The 15,002-nt window shown below is 65.9% G+C and carries 16 protein-coding genes and 1 pseudogene; 9 read left to right on the forward strand and 8 right to left on the reverse strand.

Going from position 1 to position 15,002, the window contains the following annotated elements; genetic code table 11:
* Nucleotides 1–50: 50 nt before the first annotated feature.
* The gene (locus BM252_RS24445) at nucleotides 51–836 is read left to right on the forward strand and encodes an inositol monophosphatase family protein (protein ID WP_174900666.1); all 786 of its coding nucleotides are present in this window, start codon (nucleotides 51–53) and stop codon (nucleotides 834–836) included.
* On the opposite strand, the pseudogene BM252_RS24450 reads toward BM252_RS24445, so the two are convergent.
* The 4 genes and pseudogenes from BM252_RS24450 to BM252_RS24465 all read right to left on the reverse strand — a co-directional run.
* Nucleotides 833–1,507 (reverse strand): annotated as a pseudogene (locus BM252_RS24450) (ATPase); the annotation flags it as partial. The gene BM252_RS24445 and the pseudogene BM252_RS24450 overlap by 4 nt on opposite strands.
* A 14-nt stretch (nucleotides 1,508–1,521) precedes the next feature.
* On the reverse strand, nucleotides 1,522–1,872 hold the full coding sequence (locus BM252_RS24455) for a hypothetical protein (protein ID WP_093390293.1): 351 nt from the start codon (nucleotides 1,870–1,872) through the stop codon (nucleotides 1,522–1,524).
* Between the two features lie 154 nt (nucleotides 1,873–2,026).
* On the reverse strand, nucleotides 2,027–2,920 hold the full coding sequence (bla, locus tag BM252_RS24460) for a class A beta-lactamase (RefSeq protein WP_425442368.1): 894 nt from the start codon (nucleotides 2,918–2,920) through the stop codon (nucleotides 2,027–2,029).
* Nucleotides 2,921–2,999: 79 nt separating this feature from the next.
* Complete coding sequence (locus BM252_RS24465) at nucleotides 3,000–3,575, reverse strand: helix-turn-helix domain-containing protein (protein WP_093390294.1); 576 nt, start codon at nucleotides 3,573–3,575, stop codon at nucleotides 3,000–3,002.
* Between the two features lie 268 nt (nucleotides 3,576–3,843).
* Between BM252_RS24465 and kbl the strand changes: the two genes are divergently transcribed.
* The 6 genes from kbl (at nucleotide 3,844) to moaD (ending at nucleotide 10,607) form a co-directional block, all read left to right on the forward strand.
* Complete coding sequence (gene kbl, locus BM252_RS24470) at nucleotides 3,844–5,049, forward strand: glycine C-acetyltransferase (RefSeq protein ID WP_093390349.1); 1,206 nt, start codon at nucleotides 3,844–3,846, stop codon at nucleotides 5,047–5,049.
* 29 nt (nucleotides 5,050–5,078) lie between these two features.
* A complete protein-coding gene (locus BM252_RS24475) occupies nucleotides 5,079–6,041 on the forward strand; it encodes an NAD-dependent epimerase/dehydratase family protein (protein ID WP_093390295.1) in 963 nt (320 codons plus the stop codon).
* A 56-nt stretch (nucleotides 6,042–6,097) separates the two neighbouring features.
* Nucleotides 6,098–7,504 carry an L-serine ammonia-lyase gene (locus BM252_RS24480; protein WP_093390296.1) on the forward strand — a complete coding sequence of 469 codons (1,407 nt, stop codon included), beginning with the start codon at nucleotides 6,098–6,100 and terminating at the stop codon, nucleotides 7,502–7,504.
* A gap of 97 nt (nucleotides 7,505–7,601) precedes the next feature.
* Nucleotides 7,602–9,077, forward strand: a complete 1,476-nt coding sequence (gene thrC / locus BM252_RS24485; RefSeq protein ID WP_093390297.1) for a threonine synthase — start codon at nucleotides 7,602–7,604, stop codon at nucleotides 9,075–9,077.
* A gap of 12 nt (nucleotides 9,078–9,089) precedes the next feature.
* Nucleotides 9,090–10,316 carry a molybdopterin molybdotransferase MoeA gene (locus tag BM252_RS24490; protein WP_093390298.1) on the forward strand — a complete coding sequence of 409 codons (1,227 nt, stop codon included), beginning with the start codon at nucleotides 9,090–9,092 and terminating at the stop codon, nucleotides 10,314–10,316.
* A gap of 33 nt (nucleotides 10,317–10,349) precedes the next feature.
* Nucleotides 10,350–10,607 (forward strand): molybdopterin converting factor subunit 1, encoded by a 258-nt coding sequence (gene moaD / locus BM252_RS24495; protein ID WP_093390299.1) that lies wholly within the window; start codon nucleotides 10,350–10,352, stop codon nucleotides 10,605–10,607.
* 63 nt (nucleotides 10,608–10,670) lie between these two features.
* On the opposite strand, the gene BM252_RS24500 is transcribed toward moaD, so the two are convergent.
* Nucleotides 10,671–10,895, reverse strand: coding sequence for a hypothetical protein (locus BM252_RS24500; protein WP_093390300.1), 225 nt, complete (start codon nucleotides 10,893–10,895; stop codon nucleotides 10,671–10,673).
* A 104-nt stretch (nucleotides 10,896–10,999) separates the two neighbouring features.
* Between BM252_RS24500 and BM252_RS24505 the strand changes: the two genes are divergently transcribed.
* On the forward strand, nucleotides 11,000–12,253 hold the full coding sequence (locus BM252_RS24505) for a TIGR03862 family flavoprotein (RefSeq protein ID WP_093390301.1): 1,254 nt from the start codon (nucleotides 11,000–11,002) through the stop codon (nucleotides 12,251–12,253).
* 260 nt (nucleotides 12,254–12,513) lie between these two features.
* Nucleotides 12,514–13,008 (forward strand): hypothetical protein, encoded by a 495-nt coding sequence (locus tag BM252_RS24510; RefSeq protein ID WP_139236738.1) that lies wholly within the window; start codon nucleotides 12,514–12,516, stop codon nucleotides 13,006–13,008.
* 114 nt (nucleotides 13,009–13,122) lie between these two features.
* Here the strand turns inward: BM252_RS24510 and BM252_RS24515 are convergent, their stop codons facing one another.
* The 3 genes from BM252_RS24515 to BM252_RS31220 are packed head-to-tail and all read right to left on the reverse strand — an operon-like array spanning nucleotide 13,123 to nucleotide 14,907.
* Entirely contained in the window at nucleotides 13,123–13,932 is an 810-nt protein-coding gene (locus BM252_RS24515) for a head GIN domain-containing protein (protein WP_093390303.1), read from the reverse strand.
* 34 nt (nucleotides 13,933–13,966) lie between these two features.
* On the reverse strand, nucleotides 13,967–14,737 hold the full coding sequence (locus tag BM252_RS24520; protein ID WP_093390304.1) for a DUF1700 domain-containing protein: 771 nt from the start codon (nucleotides 14,735–14,737) through the stop codon (nucleotides 13,967–13,969).
* A gap of 14 nt (nucleotides 14,738–14,751) precedes the next feature.
* Nucleotides 14,752–14,907, reverse strand: a complete 156-nt coding sequence (locus BM252_RS31220) for a hypothetical protein (RefSeq protein ID WP_174900668.1) — start codon at nucleotides 14,905–14,907, stop codon at nucleotides 14,752–14,754.
* Nucleotides 14,908–15,002 lie beyond the last annotated feature (95 nt).

A 15,002-nucleotide genomic window follows, 5' to 3' on the forward strand; every position in this document is an offset into this window, starting at 1 on the left:
TATGGCGGCGTTGATTGATCTCAATCGGAGGAAAAATGCTGGACTACGACATGAGAACCGTCGCCGTCGACTTGGTGCGCCGGGCCGGTGAGCTGTTGCGGCGGCAATTCGGTGCCAGCCACCAGGTCCGCGCCAAGGGTGACGTCAGCAATATCGTCACCGAGGCCGACATCGCCGCCGAGCGCCTGCTGGTCGAGGGGCTGCGGCGGCATTTCCCGGCCCATTCGATCATCGCCGAGGAGTCCGGCTGCGATCTGCGCGGTTCCGACTACACCTGGGTCGTCGATCCGCTCGACGGCAGTTCCAACTTCGTCGCCGGCCTGCCTTGGTTCGGCGTGCTGCTGGCCCTGCTGCACAAGGGCGAGCCGGTGCAGGGCTTTCTATACCTGCCCATGTCCGACGCGCTGTACGAGGCCGAGAAGGGGCGCGGCGCGCGGCGCAACGGCCAGCCCGTGCGGGTGAGCGCCTGCGCCGACCTGGGCGAAGTGTTGTGGAACGTCGGCATGGACAGCAGCCCGGACGAGGGCCGGCGGCGCGCCTGCGCCGAGTCGCTGGTGCGCCTGCTGCAGCGGGTGCGCAACGTGCGCGCCACCAACTGCCTGTTGGACGCCGCCTTCACCGCCGACGGCCGCATCGGCGGCGTACTCAACCACAGCGAACGGCTGTGGGACATCGCCGCGCCCATGCTGATCGTGCAAGAGGCGGGCGGCCGCTTCACCGACCCGCAGGGCCGGCCGCTGACGCTGGACCTGTCGGCGCGGGCCGCCGAGCGCGACTACGCCGTGCTGGCCGGCGCCCCGGCGCTGCACGCGGCCGTGGTTGAGTTGCTGCGTTAGCCAGGCTTTTTCTTGCCCGAATGGATGTCCTGAATGACGGTTCCCATGGGTAAGCTCATTGCCAATTTAACGTTGGGCATAAGCGCAAGCCGTTCTGCTGGTACGTTCGCCATGCGCACGAGTCTTGATTGGTAAAACACGGCCATCTCGCGCGGACCTGTTTCCGTGGAATTCTCGTAGAACGCGACGGTATCTGCGCGCGTAATGGCTTTGTTGGCGCTGGAAAGGGCATCGGCCCATTTCTTCCGCACCATTTCTTCCTGTACATCATGGCCGCCTGCTGCCGCGCGTGTTTTGACGCGCGCTACCGCGAGGTCGCTGGAGGCCAGGCCGAGAAAATAGATGGTGGTTTCGAAGCCGCGTTTGCGGGCGGATTTGATATAGCCGAGTTTGCCCTCGTCGAGTAGTGTTTCGACGATAAAAGACTGTTTGTTGTTGATGAACGTTGAGATTTGCGCGTTGCGCCAAGTGATGGCTGCGGCGAAGGTTGTCGACGGGTCGGTTTTGAGCAATGCGGCGTAATGTTCATCCACATTCAGGTAGGGCAAGTGCTGGTAGGTCCAGGGTGGCTTAGTCAGGTCTGCCCTGCGAAGAATTTCCCGAAAGGTGGATTTTCCCGAGCCATTGGCCCCGGCGATGAAAATCAATTGAGGGCGTAGCACTTTGCCGCTCGATGCGGTGGCCGTTAACTTGCGATCTTGGCTTTGGCCTTGACCTGGTCAGCTAGTACCCGCTGCCTGAACGCGTTTTGAAATTCGTCAGACTCAACAAAACCTCGTAGCTCCAAGGCTTTCGCTATCGATCCCTTGCGCTCGAACGCAGCGATAGCGTCGGCTTGACTGATCACTGTGGTTGGCCGCTGAACCATTTCGTCAAGCGCCTGAACCTGCTTTTGTGGCAGCAGCTCGGTGATGCCGAGTCCTCGGGCCAGCATTTTGGCCGCCTGTTCAAGAATGTCCACGCCATCTCGCTTGGAGGCGGCTTCGAGAGCGCGGTGGTCGTGCTCGGAAATGGAGATGCTGATGACCTTGTCCATGGTGTGTCCTCTGTGGATCACGTGGGCGGGCGTCGCACGCCACGTATAAGCTGACGGTTCTGGCAATATATGGAGCTATTTTAGACCTGATTTCCGGGGCTTGAGGCCTCTTCGCGCAAAGCCCCGGAAAACATGTCAGCAAAAGTCCGCTTGCTCAGGCCAGGTGTTCCAGCACGATCCGCGTCGCCGCCGCGATGACCTCGCTGTTGGCCTTGGCGTCCTTGTCGGCCTGCGCGGTGTAGACCGCCAGCACGATGGGGGCGCGCTGCGGCGGCCAGACCACGCCGATGTCGTTGGCGCTGGCGTAGTCGCCGGTGCCGGTCTTGTCGCCGACCTGCCAGCCGGCCGGCACGCCGGCGCGGATGCGCGCGTCGCCGGTGGTGTTGCCGCGCATCCAGTCCTGCAACTGTGCGCGCAGCGGCGCCGGCAGCGCCTCGCCCACGGCCAGGCGGCGCAGGCTGCGGCCCATCGCCGCCGGCGTGGTGGTGTCGCGCGGGTCGCCGGGGATGGCGGTGTTGAGCTCGGTTTCCCAGCGGTCAAGACGGAACTCCTGGTCGCCGATCGCGCGCGCGTAGGCGGTCACGGCGGCGGTGCCGCCCAGCAGCTTGATGAGCAGGTTGGCGGCGGTGTTGTCGCTGTACTGGATGCCTGCGGCGCACAGCTCGGCCACGCTCATGCCGTCCTCGACATGGTCCTCGGTGATCGGCGAATAGTTGACCAGCTCGCTTTTCGCGTACTTGATCCGCTGTTGCAGCAGGTCCGGAACCTGCTTGCTGCGCTCCAGCACGGCCGCGGCCAGCATCACCTTGAAGGTGCTGCAGAAGGCGAAGCGCTCGCCGGCGCGGAAGCCGATGCTGCGCTCGTTGGCGGTGTCGATGGCGAACACGCCGAGGCGGCCGCCCCAGCCGCTTTCCAGCGCGGCCAGTCTGGCCTCGGCCGTGTCGGCGCCCAGGTCCTTCGGTCCCCAGGTGGTGCAGGCGCCGAGCAAGGGCAGGGAGGTGGCGGCCAGCAGCAGGCTGCGGCGGCGTGGCGAGTGGATGATGGTCATGGTCGGATCTCCTGTGGGAAATATGCAATTGTAAAGATTTTTACAATTGCCCGCAGCGCAGCGGCCTGCCGTGCGCCCGCTAGCGGTGGATCACCACCAGCAGCGCCTTGGCCTCGGTCTTGCCGGCGTTGCGGATGGCGTGCTGTTGGTCGGCCGGATAGCGCGCCGTGCCGCCCAGCTTGACCTTCTTCTTCTGCGAGCCGACCTCCAGCTCGACGGTGCCGTGCAGCACCGTCAAATGCTCGGTGGCGCCCGGGTCGTGCGGCTGCGAGGCCAGCTCGCCGCCCGGCGCCAGGGTCAACTCGTACCACTCGTACTTGCCGGCCAGTTCCATCGGGCCGAGGATGCGCAGCACGTAGCCGGCATGGTTGCCGGGCAGGGTGGGGGTCTCGTGGGCGTCGAGCACGCGGATGGTCTCGGTGCTCTTCTCCACGCTCGACAGCAGCTCGCCGATGGCCACGCCGAGGGCGTTGGCCAGGCGCCAGGTGATGGCGATGGTCGGGTTGGCCTTCTCGCGCTCGATCTGCGACAGCATCGATTTCGACACGCCGGCGATGCGCGACAAGTCCTCCAGCGTCAGGCCGCGCGCCAGGCGCAGCCGTTGCAGGGCGGCGCCGACTTCCGGCGGGGCGTTCGTCGAAACAGGTGTATTCATATTTTTATTCGGGGAAATGCGCAAATTGTGGGGAAATCTGTCGGAAAAACCGCGCCATAAACATAGGGACGCGCCTTGCCAAGTTCACTGGCCTTCGGTAATATTCGATATATTGAATTTTAGTTCGACATAACGGATTTCAAGGGTGGTTCGGGAAGCGGAGTAGACTCGGAGTAGACTCGAACCTGCGACACCCTGCGGAACACGGTACAACATACAGCGAGGCCAGGTCAAGCGGCCGCCCTCGCCACCACAATCGAGGATGATCATGAGCGACCAAGCAAAAAACGCGTTTTTCGGCGGCCTGCAGCAAACCCTGGACCAGTTGCGTGAACAGGGCCTGTACAAACCGGAACGGGTGCTGGCCTCGCGTCAGGGTGCCGAGGTGGTGGCGCAGGACGGCAGCAAGCTGATCAACATGTGCGCCAACAACTACCTCGGCCTGTCCGGCGAGGAGTGGGTGGCCCAGGCCTCGATCGCCGCCACCGAGCAGTACGGCTACGGCCTGTCGTCGGTGCGCTTCATCTGCGGCACCCAGACCGTGCACAAGAAGCTGGAACAGGCCATCTCCGCCTTCCTCGGCACCGAGGACACCATCCTCTACGCCGCCGCCTTCGACGCCAACGGCGGCGTCTTCGAGCCGCTGTTCGACGAGAACGACGCCATCATTTCCGACGCGCTGAACCACGCCTCGATCATCGACGGCATCCGCCTGTGCAAGGCGGCGCGCTTCCGCTACCAGCACAACGACATGGCCGACCTCGAAGTGCAGCTGCAGGCGGCCGCCGGCAAGCGCCACAAGGTGATCGTCACCGACGGCGTGTTCTCGATGGACGGCACCATCGCCCAACTCGACAAGATCTGCGACCTGGCCGACAAGTACGGCGCGCTGGTGATGATCGACGAGTGCCACGCCTCCGGCTTCATGGGCGCGACCGGCCGCGGCACCCACGAGCACCACAACGTCATGGGCCGCATCGACATCATCACCGGCACCCTGGGCAAGGCCCTGGGCGGCGCCATGGGCGGCTTCACCTCGGCGCGCAAGGAAGTGATCGACATGCTGCGCCAGAAGTCGCGGCCCTACCTGTTCTCCAACACGCTGGCGCCGTCCATCGCCGGCGCCTCGCTGGCCGTGCTGGAACGCCTGTCCGCCTCGACCGAGCTGCGCGACCGCCTGCACGAAAACACCGCCTTCTTCCGCAAGGAGATCGAGGCGCTGGGCTTCACCATCAAGCCGGGCACCCATCCGGTGGTTCCCGTGATGCTGTTCGATGCGCCGGTGGCGCAGAAGTTTGCCGCACGAATGTATGAGCTGGGCGTACTGCTCAGCGGCTTCTTCTACCCGGTGGTGCCGATGGGCCAGGCGCGCGTGCGCGTCCAGCTGTCGGCGGCGCACACCCGCGCCCAGTTGGTCACCGTCTTGGCGGCATTCGAACAAGCCGGCCGCGAACTCGGCCTGCTGAAGAACTAATCTTGCATCTCGTACTCAGGAAGAACAATATGGAACGCATACTTGTCATCGGCGCCAACGGCCAAATCGGCAGTGAACTGGTCGAGGCCCTGGCCTCCCAGCACGGTGCGCACAACGTCATCGCCAGCGACATCAGCAGCACCAACCTGTACAAGGCGGCGCGCTACACCCAGCTCAACGTGCTGGACAAGGAAGCCCTGGCCAAGCTGGTCACGGAAGAGGGCATCACCCAGGTCTACCAATTGGCGGCGATGCTGTCGGCCACCGGCGAGGCGGCACCGCTCAAAGCCTGGACGCTGAACATGGACGGCCTGCTCAACATCCTCGAAGTGGCGCGCGAGCGCGGCGTGCTGGGCAAGCCGCTGCGCATCTTCTGGCCCTCGTCGATCGCCGCCTTCGGCCCGAACACCCCGGCCGTCAACACGCCGCAGCTGACGGTGATGGACCCGACCACCATCTACGGTATCAGCAAGCTGGCCGGCGAGCGCCTGTGCGAGTACTACTTCCTCAAGTACGGCGTCGACGTGCGCAGCATCCGCTACCCCGGCATCATCAGCTACAAGTCGCCCCCGGGCGGCGGCACCACCGACTACGCCATCGCCATCTTCCACTCGGCGCTGCGTGGCGAACGCTACGAATGCTTCCTCGGCCCGCAGACCGCGCTGCCGATGATCTACATGCCCGACGCGATCCGCGCCACCATCGAATTGATGGACGCGCCGGCGGCACAAATCAAGGTCCGCTCGGCCTACAATGTGGCCGGCGTGTCGTTCAATCCGGAGCAGCTGGCCGCCGCCATTTCGCGCGCCCTGCCGGACTTCAAGATCGCCTACAAGCCGGACAGCCGCCAGGCCATCGCCGACACCTGGCCGCAAAGCCTGGACGACAGCACCGCCACGGCCGACTGGGGCTGGCAGGCGCGCATCGGCGTCGAGCAGATGGTCGCCGACATGCTGGCCAACGTCGACGTCAGCTTGGGCAAGGCCGCCTGAAACACCGTATCATCCCGCAGCCACCGTTTTTATAAAATACATAAGAGAGACCATCGATGGACATGAGCGTATTTGATCTGTTTAAAATTGGCATTGGCCCGTCCAGTTCCCACACCGTGGGACCGATGGTGGCGGCGCGCCGGTTTTTGGTCGAGTGCGCTCCGCTGGACGACGTGGTCGCCGTCGAGGCGGCGCTGTACGGCTCGCTGGCGCTGACCGGCGTCGGCCACGCCACCGACAAGGCGGTGATCCTCGGCCTGATGGGCGAGACGCCGCAGGACGTGGTGCCGACCCAGGTCGACGCCATGCTGGCGGCGGCCGAGGCGGCCGGCCAGCTGGCCCTGCTGGGCAAGCATATGGTGCCGTTCAAGGCCGCCAGCGGCCTGGTCTTCCACAAGAGCGAGTCGCTGCCGGAGCACCCCAACGGTCTGCGCTTCACCCTCAAGCGGGCCGACGGCAGCAGCTTTAGCAAAGTGTTCTACTCGGTCGGCGGCGGCTTCATCCGCGCCGAGGGCGAGGGCCAGGAGCTGGGCGCCGAGGCGGCCCGCGCCGAGCGCGCCGCCCGCATCCCGTACCCCTTCGACACCATGGAGCAGCTGCTGGCGCACGGCGCCGCCAGCGGCCTGACGATTCCGCAGATGTTGCGCGCCAACGAGTGCGTCAAGCTCAGCAGCGAGCAGCTCGACGCCGGCATCGACCGCATCTGGCGCGTCATGCACGACTGTATCGCCCATGGCCTGGAGACCCCGGGCCAGCTGCCCGGCGGCCTGAAGGTCAAGCGCCGCGCCGCCGACTTGTGGCGCATGGCCAACGACGTCAAGGCCTCGGCCAGCCGCGCCAACGACCTGCCGCACGACGCCATGCACCAGGTCAGCCTGTACGCGATGGCGGTCAACGAGGAGAACGCCGCCGGCGGCCGCGTCGTCACGGCGCCGACCAACGGCGCCGCCGGCATCATCCCGGCGGTGCTGCGCTACTACGCCGAGGACTGCAAGCCGAGCGACCCGGTCACCGGCGTGCGCAACTTCATGCTGACCTCGGCGGCGATCGGCATGCTGTGCAAGCGCAACGCCTCGATCTCGGGCGCCGAAATCGGCTGCCAGGGCGAGGTCGGCGTGGCCTGCGCGATGGCGGCGGCCGGCCTGGTGGCGGCCCTGGGCGGCAGCAACCAGCAGATCGAGAACGCCGCCGAAATCGGCATCGAGCACCACCTCGGCATGACCTGCGACCCGATCGGCGGCCTGGTGCAGATCCCCTGCATCGAGCGCAACGGCATGGGCGCGGTGAAGGCCATCACGGCGGCCTCGCTGGCGCTGCGCGGCGACGGCACCCACTTCGTCAGCCTCGACGAGGTGATCGAGACCATGCGCCAGACCGGCGCCGACATGCAGGACAAGTACAAGGAAACCTCGCTGGGCGGCCTGGCGATCCACGTCATCACCGTCAACCACGCCGCCTGCTGACGCCATTACAACAGCCGATTGCACGGGTTCGGGCCGGGCGCACTATAATATCCGCTCATTCGCAGTGATATGTAGCCCAACCGGACCTGTCTAATTTATGCAATACGTGTCTACCCGCGCCGCCGCGTCGGCCGCTTCGTCGTCCCCCTCCAATTTTTCCGACATCCTGCTGGGCGGCCTGGCCGCCGACGGCGGCCTGTTCCTGCCGACCGCCTACCCACAGGTGAGCGGCGCCGAACTGGACGCCTGGCGCAAGCTGTCCTACGCCGACCTGGCCTACGAGGTGCTGCGCAAGTTCGCCACCGACATCCCCGAGGCCGACCTGCGCGCGCTGACCGCCAAGACCTACACCAAGGAGGTCTACCGCAACGCCCGCGCCGGCGAAAAGGCCAGCCAGATCACGCCGCTGCGCGTGCTGGAAGAGGGCGACGGCCGCAAGCTGGTGCTGCAGGCGCTGTCGAACGGCCCGACCTTGGCCTTCAAGGACATGGCGATGCAGTTGCTGGGCAATCTGTTCGAGTACACGCTGGCCAAGAGCGGCGCGCAGCTCAACATCTTCGGCGCCACCTCGGGCGACACCGGCAGCGCGGCCGAATACGCCATGCGCGGCAAAAAGGGTATCCGCGTCTTCATGCTCTCGCCGCACAAGAAGATGAGCGCCTTCCAGAGCGCGCAAATGTTCAGCCTGCAGGACCCGAACATCTTCAACATCGCCGTCGAAGGCGTGTTCGACGACTGCCAGGACATGGTCAAGGCGGTCTCCAACGACCTGCCGTTCAAGGCCGCGCAGAAGATCGGCACGGTCAACTCGATCAACTGGGCGCGCGTGGTCGCGCAGGTGGTGTACTACTTCCGCGGCTACCTGGCCGCCACCAGCAGCAACGTCGAGAAGGTCTCGTTCACTGTGCCGTCGGGCAACTTCGGCAACATCTGCGCCGGCCACATCGCCCGCATGATGGGCCTGCCGATCGCCAAGCTGGTCGCCGCCACCAACGAAAACGACGTGCTCGACGAGTTCTTCCGCACCGGCGTCTACCGCGTGCGCAAGTCGGCCGAGACCTACCACACCAGCAGCCCGTCGATGGACATCTCCAAGGCGTCCAACTTCGAGCGCTTCATCTACGACCTGGTCGGCCGCGACGGCGAGCGCACCCGCGCGCTGTTCCACAAGGTCGAGACGCAGGGCGGCTTCGACCTGTCCGGCAAGCCGGGCAGCGACGGCGACGAGTTCAAGAAGGTCGCCCAGTACGGCTTCCAGTCCGGCAAATCGACCCACAAGGACCGCCTCGACACCATCCGCGACGTCGCCGACGACTACGGCATCACCATCGACACGCACACCGCCGACGGCATCAAGGTGGCGCGCGAGCATATCGAGAAGGGCGTGACGATGATCGTGCTGGAGACCGCGCTGGCGGCCAAGTTCAACGAGACCATCCTCGATGCGCTGGGCGTGGACGCCGAGCGTCCGGCCGGCTTCGAGAACATCGAGGACCTGCCGCAGAAGTTCGTCGTCATGTCGACCGATGTGGAAAAGATGAAGGCCTACATCGCCAGCCACACCGGCCTGTGAGCGAGCCGCGCCATGACTGAATACAAGCCCAAACCGATGCTCTCCGTCAGCGAGGCGCTGGCCTTCCTGCAGGCGGCCGCGCGGCCGGTGAGCGAGATCGAAAGCGTGGCCACGCTGGAGGCCAACGGCCGCGTGCTGGCCCAAGCCCAGGTGTCCGGCATGAACGTGCCGACGATGGACAATACGCAGATGGACGGTTATGCCGTGCGCGCGGCCGACTGCGCCGGCGGCGCGGCGACGCTGACCGTGTCGCAGCGCATCCCGGCCGGCCACGTCGGCCAGCCGCTGCTGCCCGGCACGGCGGCGCGCATCTTCACCGGCGCGCTGATCCCGGAGGGCGCCGACGCCGTCGTCATGCAGGAGCAGTGCGAGGCGGCCGGCAACCTGGTCACCGTGCGCCACGCGCCCAAACCGGGCGAATGGATACGCCGCGCCGGCGAGGACATCACCAACGGCAGCGTGATCCTGCCGGCCGGGACTCGTCTGCGCAGCCCCGAGCTGGGCCTGGCCGCCTCGGTCGGCCTGGCCACGCTGCCGGTGCGGCGCAAGCTGCGCGTGGCGGTGTTCTTCACCGGCGACGAGCTGGCCATGCCGGGCGAGCCGCTGGCGCCCGGCGCCATCTACAATTCCAACCGCTTCACCCTGCGCGCGCTGCTGGAGAACCTGGGCTGCCAGATCAGCGACTACGGCATCGTGCCTGACTCGCTGGAGGCCACCCGCGCCGTGCTGCGCGAATGCGCCCGCGAGCATGATTTGATCATCACCTCCGGCGGCGTCTCGGTTGGCGAGGAGGACCACATCAAGCCGGCGGTGGAGGCGGAAGGGCGCCTGAACATGTGGCAGATCGCCGTCAAGCCGGGCAAGCCGCTGGCCTTCGGCGAGGTCGGCCAGGCCTTCTTCCTCGGCCTGCCGGGCAACCCGGTGTCGAGCTACATCACCTTTCTGATGTTCGTTCGGCCCTTCCTGCTGCGCCTGCAGGGCGTGGACGATCCGCGCGCGCTGACGCCGCAAAGCTATGCCATGCGCGCCGATTTCGCCTGGTCCAAACCGGACCGGCGCAACGAGTTCCTGCGCGCCCGCATCAACGCCGGCGGCGGACTCGATCTGTTCCCGAACCAAAGCTCGGGCGTGCTGACCTCCACCGTTTGGGGCGACGGCATCATCGACAATCCACCCGGCCAGGCCATCGCCATCGGCGACACGGTGCGTTTCATTCCATTTAGCGAGCTGCTGCACTGAGCAGGCCGCGACCAACACAGAAGAATCATCGACATGAATATTACGCTGCGATTTTTTGCCAGCGTGCGCGAGGCACTAGGCACTTCCACCGAATCCCTGGCGCTGCCGGAAGGCGTGGCCACGGTGGGCCAGGTGCGCGCTCATTTGATTGGACGCGGCGAGCCATGGGCCAAGGCCTTGGGCGAGGGCAGGGCGTTGCGTATGGCCTGCAACCAGGTGATGTGCGACGCCGACAGCGCCGTCAGCGAAGGCTGCGAGCTGGCCTTCTTCCCGCCGGTGACCGGCGGCTAGACTTGATGCTGAACCGCCGCGCCCAGCGGGCGACGGCTAGCGGTTGCGATTCTCCGCTGGTGATTATTTTGGTGCCGGCGGCTGCTTGCCCAACGCGGCCGGGCCTTCTTTGCGGTAGCGCATGAAGGTCGAGATCGTGTAGATGGCGGCGGCCACCACCGCCCAGATGGCGGCGCTGGTGAACTCGTCCGCCGTGCGGGCGCCCTTGAAATAGTCGACCAATGCCAGGATGGCGAACAGCGGCACGGCCGCGAGTAAATAACGTTTAATCCAGAATGCTGCACCCATAACGGCTCCTCAAAAGTATGGCAGCCCACAGTATGCGCCGCGCACCGCCCCAGGTCTAGTCACCGGCCCCGGAGCGCGGCCTTTTTAGCTTTCGGATCGATCCCATGCAGTCTCACTCTCAAACACCCCGCGTCGCCGTCATCGGCGGCGGACCGGCCGGCCTGATGGCCGCGCAAACGCTGGCCGAGGGCGGCGCGCGCGTCGACCTGTACGACGCCATGCCCTCGGTCGGCCGCAAGTTCCTGCTGGCCGGCCGGGGCGGCATGAACATCACCCACGCCGAGCCCTTCGACGATTTCGTTACCCGCTACGGCGCGGCCGGCGCGGCGCTGCTGCCGCAGTTGCAGGCCTTCGGCCCGCAGCAGGTGCGCGACTGGGTGCACGGCCTGGGCGTGGACACCTTCGTCGGCACCTCCGGCCGCGTCTTCCCGACCGATATGAAGGCGGCGCCGTTGCTGCGCGCCTGGCTGCACCGCCTGCGCGAGAGCGGCGTGCAGTTCCACATGCGCCACCGCTGGCAGGGTTGGCGCGACGACGCGCTGCTGTTCGCCACGCCGGACGGCGGGCACACCGTCCGCGCCGACGCCACCGTGCTGGCGCTGGGCGGCGCCAGCTGGGCGCGGCTCGGTTCGGACGGCGCCTGGCAGGCGCTGCTGGCGCCGCGCGGCGTCGAGCTGGCGCCGCTGGTGCCGGCCAACTGCGGCTTCGACGTGGATTGGAGCGCGCACTTCGCCAGCCGCCACGCCGGCGAGCCGCTGACCACGGTGGCCATCGTCTCGACCGACGCCCACGGCCGCCAAGTGCGCAAGCAGGGCCAGTTCGTCGTCACCGGCGGCGGTGTCGAGGGCAGTTTGATCTACGCGCTGTCGGCCGCGCTGCGCGAGCAGATCGCCGCCGACGGCAGCGCCACGATCCACCTCGACCTGCTGCCCGACTGGTCGGCCGAGCGGGTCGCCGACGAGGTGGCGCGACCGCGCGGCGCCCGTTCGATGTCCAGTCATTTGCAGAGCCGCCTCGGCATCAAGGGCGTCAAGTCCGGCCTGCTGCGCGAGTGCATAGGCGCCGAGGAGTTCGCCGATCCGGAGCGGTTGGCGCGGGCCATCAAGGCGCTGCCGGTGCGCCTGCTGCGGCCGCGTCCCATCGACGAAGCCATCAGCAGCGCCGGCGGGGTGCGCTTCGCCGCGCTGGAGGGGGCGATGCTGAAGGCGGCGCCGGGCGTGTTCGTCGCCGGCGAGATGGTCGACTGGGAGGCGCCGACCGGCGGCTACCTGCTGACCGCTTGCCTGGCCGGCGGCCTGGCCGCCGGCCAGGATGTGTTGCGCTGGTTGGGGCGCGGGGGCGAATCGCAGGGCGCTTAGCCGCACGCTGGCATTCCCGCGCAAGCGGCTGAATGCAATCGAAATATTGCCAAATTTCCTATAATTACATATTATCAAGTGCATTCAGAAAATACAGCCGCGTCACTCGCGCGAGGCTGCATCTATGTTACTTACTTGTAATGACTTGTTGAAAGGGTAATTATATGGGGAAAACTAGGTTAATCAGCATCTGTGCGCTACTGGCTTTGCTTTCGGCATGCGCCACGCCCATCCCGATCGATAACCTGAGCTACAAGGGCGTGTCCACCGTCAAAACCGACAAAACCGCCCGCATTGTCGTGACATCCAATGGCGCAGGTAGTAGCCGCAGCACATATTTGATGCCGGTGGCCGGCACCTATATTGCAATGGACGTGAAGGGAAAGGAGCCTTTCGGCGCCAAGGATCAGCAAGAATTTTCTCAATCGCTGCGCAAGGAGCTCGTGCGGCTTGGGGTGGTTAAATCAACAACTGTCGACGAGAATGCGACGGCTGATATGGCCGCCACGATCAACATCGATCGTGTGCATTTGAACGGCGACTATCAGGAATACAAGGTCGATATCACGATGATCCTCAATGGAGGAAGCAGTTCGTTCCAGAAACAGTATCACATTACTTCCACGGAAAAGGATTCACTTTGGGAAAAGTTGAATACCAATGGTGCCGAAGCAAGGGAGAAGCTTGCGCACCTGATGCTCGAGCGACTTATTCCTGATTTGGAAGCGTACGCTCTGGCGATGGCGCGTCAGTAAGGGAGCGTAGTACCTTCGATATAACTGTCGCGCTAGCTGAACCATGTGGCTGCGCGAATCGAAACTAAATGGCTGGCCGGAACCGTTCAATGCCTGCCGTGCCGGCCAACTTGCCTAGTGGTTCCAGCTGACCTCGCCCGAGCCGGTGCGGTTGACGTTGCGCTGGTCGGGGTTGCCGTAGACGCGGATGTCGCCGCTACCGCGCAGCTCCAGGTCGGCCTCGCGGCGGGCGAACACCTGGGTGGTGCCGGAGCCCTTGAGGTGTACGCGCACCTTGTCCGAGGCCAGGTGGCGGGCGTCCAGGTCGCCCGAGCCGGTCAGCTCGGCGCTCAGCTCCTTGCAGGCGCCGGCCGACACCAGCCGGCCCGAGCCGACCATCTCCAGATCGACGGCGTCGCTGTTGCCGGTGTTCATGTTGATGTCGCCGCTGCCGTGCACGCCGGCCGCCACCTGCTTGTAGCGGCCGTTGAAGTTGACGTTGCCGCTGCCGTAGAGCTGCAGCGAGATGCTGGCGCCGCTGAAGCCGTTGACGGTGCTGTCGCCGTTGCCGCGCACGTCGAGCTGTTCGAGCGCCGGCAGCACCAGCTCGACCTGCAGGGGCCGGCGGTGGTGCAGCAGCATGCCCTTGGTGCCGATGTGCAGGGTGCCGCCCTCCTGCACCGTTTCGATGTTGCCCAGCAGGCGCTGCTCGCCGCGCACCTTGAGGAAGGGCGTGCTGCCCTGGCGCAGGGTCAGGTCGATCGGGCCGTTCAGCTCGACGATGGTGACGTTGCGGCCGGCGTTGCGCACTTCGCTGCCGGGGGCGCGACCGGCCGCGCTGGACGGGTTGGCGCTGCCGTAGGCGCGCAGCATGCTGTAGGAGACGCCGATCAGCACGAAGGCGAGCAGCAGCATGCCGATGCCGAGTTTGATTAGCGAGCGCATGGACGGCCCTCCGGTTTGGTGGCGGGGTGGCGCATCAGCGGCCCCTCAGCAGCGAGAAGTTCATCGCCGCGTAGCGTTTGGCGCCGAGCACCGTGTAGCGCGTCACCACCACGCTGACCAGGGTCAGGCCGATGCCGGCCAGCACCAGGCCGAGGCCGACGAAGGCCTGGGTGTTGCGTGAGCCGCTGTCGAGCTCGGTGGTGATGTGCAGGCCGCCGCCGGCCACCGCCTCGGCCCGTTCCAACAGCTTGGGTTTGCTGCCGTCGTCCGGCCGCGCCGAGGCCGCCTTGGGATCGCGGTGGAACTGGATGCCCATCTCGTTGATGGCCAGCTTGGCCTGGGCCAGGTCCTCGTCGTCGCCGTCGTTGTCGATGATCAGGTGGCGCAGCGGGCCCTCCAGCACCAGCTCGTTCTGGCCGGACAGCGCGCTGGCGCTGACGGCGATGCCGCTGACGTAGAAGGTCAGCGCCGACAGGTAGACCGCCAGCAGCAGGCAGCCGTAGACCATCGCCGGGATCAGCATGAACAGGTTGAAGATGGCCAGGCCGACGAAGGACACCAGCATGCGCGCCAGGTTGACCGGATTCTTGCTCTGCGTGAAGCTGTTGAGGTGGCGGTTGGCGCGCAGCGTCATGGCGATCTTGCGTGGCTCGTCGAGCTGGGCGTGGATCTCCGCCTCGCTCAGGCCGGCGGCCAGGCCGTCGATGAAACGCTGCTCGTAGTAGGCCAGGGTCTTGGCCACGGTGTCCGGCGGCAATCCCGCCATGGCCCGTTTGAGCGCGTCGAGGTATTCCAGCTTACCCATGGTGTGCGCCTAGCCTAGTATTGCAACGCCGGCATGTTGCCCGCGTGCATGTGTGATGGGTGGCCGGTGCCGGCCTCCGGCGCGCCCGCTTCGGCGAGTACGATGGCCACGGTGCTGGCCGCCACAAAGGCGAGTACGGCGATGGTCTTGAGGCTGAGGCGGAGGTTCATGATGCGGTCCAGTCGTGTTGCGTGTGTCGATGCTGCCACTGTACGGAAACGCACAGCGGGCGGACACCGGTATGCGACAGGATGCATATTTGACG

This window comes from Rugamonas rubra, from assembly GCF_900114705.1.
GTDB lineage: Bacteria > Pseudomonadota > Gammaproteobacteria > Burkholderiales > Burkholderiaceae_D > Rugamonas > Rugamonas rubra.

Coding starts and splice junctions, on each gene's coding strand:
- thrC (WP_093390297.1), top strand. CDS start 7,602: ATGCAATACGTGTCTACCCGCGCCGCCGCGTCGGCCGCTTCGTCGTCC.
- BM252_RS24490 (WP_093390298.1), top strand. CDS start 9,090: ATGACTGAATACAAGCCCAAACCGATGCTCTCCGTCAGCGAGGCGCTG.
- BM252_RS31220 (WP_174900668.1), bottom strand. CDS start 14,907: ATGAACCTCCGCCTCAGCCTCAAGACCATCGCCGTACTCGCCTTTGTG.
- BM252_RS24500 (WP_093390300.1), bottom strand. CDS start 10,895: ATGGGTGCAGCATTCTGGATTAAACGTTATTTACTCGCGGCCGTGCCG.
- kbl (WP_093390349.1), top strand. CDS start 3,844: ATGAGCGACCAAGCAAAAAACGCGTTTTTCGGCGGCCTGCAGCAAACC.
- BM252_RS24445 (WP_174900666.1), top strand. CDS start 51: ATGAGAACCGTCGCCGTCGACTTGGTGCGCCGGGCCGGTGAGCTGTTG.
- BM252_RS24520 (WP_093390304.1), bottom strand. CDS start 14,737: ATGGGTAAGCTGGAATACCTCGACGCGCTCAAACGGGCCATGGCGGGA.
- BM252_RS24475 (WP_093390295.1), top strand. CDS start 5,079: ATGGAACGCATACTTGTCATCGGCGCCAACGGCCAAATCGGCAGTGAA.
- BM252_RS24515 (WP_093390303.1), bottom strand. CDS start 13,932: ATGCGCTCGCTAATCAAACTCGGCATCGGCATGCTGCTGCTCGCCTTC.
- BM252_RS24465 (WP_093390294.1), bottom strand. CDS start 3,575: ATGAATACACCTGTTTCGACGAACGCCCCGCCGGAAGTCGGCGCCGCC.
- BM252_RS24480 (WP_093390296.1), top strand. CDS start 6,098: ATGGACATGAGCGTATTTGATCTGTTTAAAATTGGCATTGGCCCGTCC.
- BM252_RS24505 (WP_093390301.1), top strand. CDS start 11,000: ATGCAGTCTCACTCTCAAACACCCCGCGTCGCCGTCATCGGCGGCGGA.
- moaD (WP_093390299.1), top strand. CDS start 10,350: ATGAATATTACGCTGCGATTTTTTGCCAGCGTGCGCGAGGCACTAGGC.
- BM252_RS24455 (WP_093390293.1), bottom strand. CDS start 1,872: ATGGACAAGGTCATCAGCATCTCCATTTCCGAGCACGACCACCGCGCT.
- bla (WP_425442368.1), bottom strand. CDS start 2,920: ATGACCATCATCCACTCGCCACGCCGCCGCAGCCTGCTGCTGGCCGCC.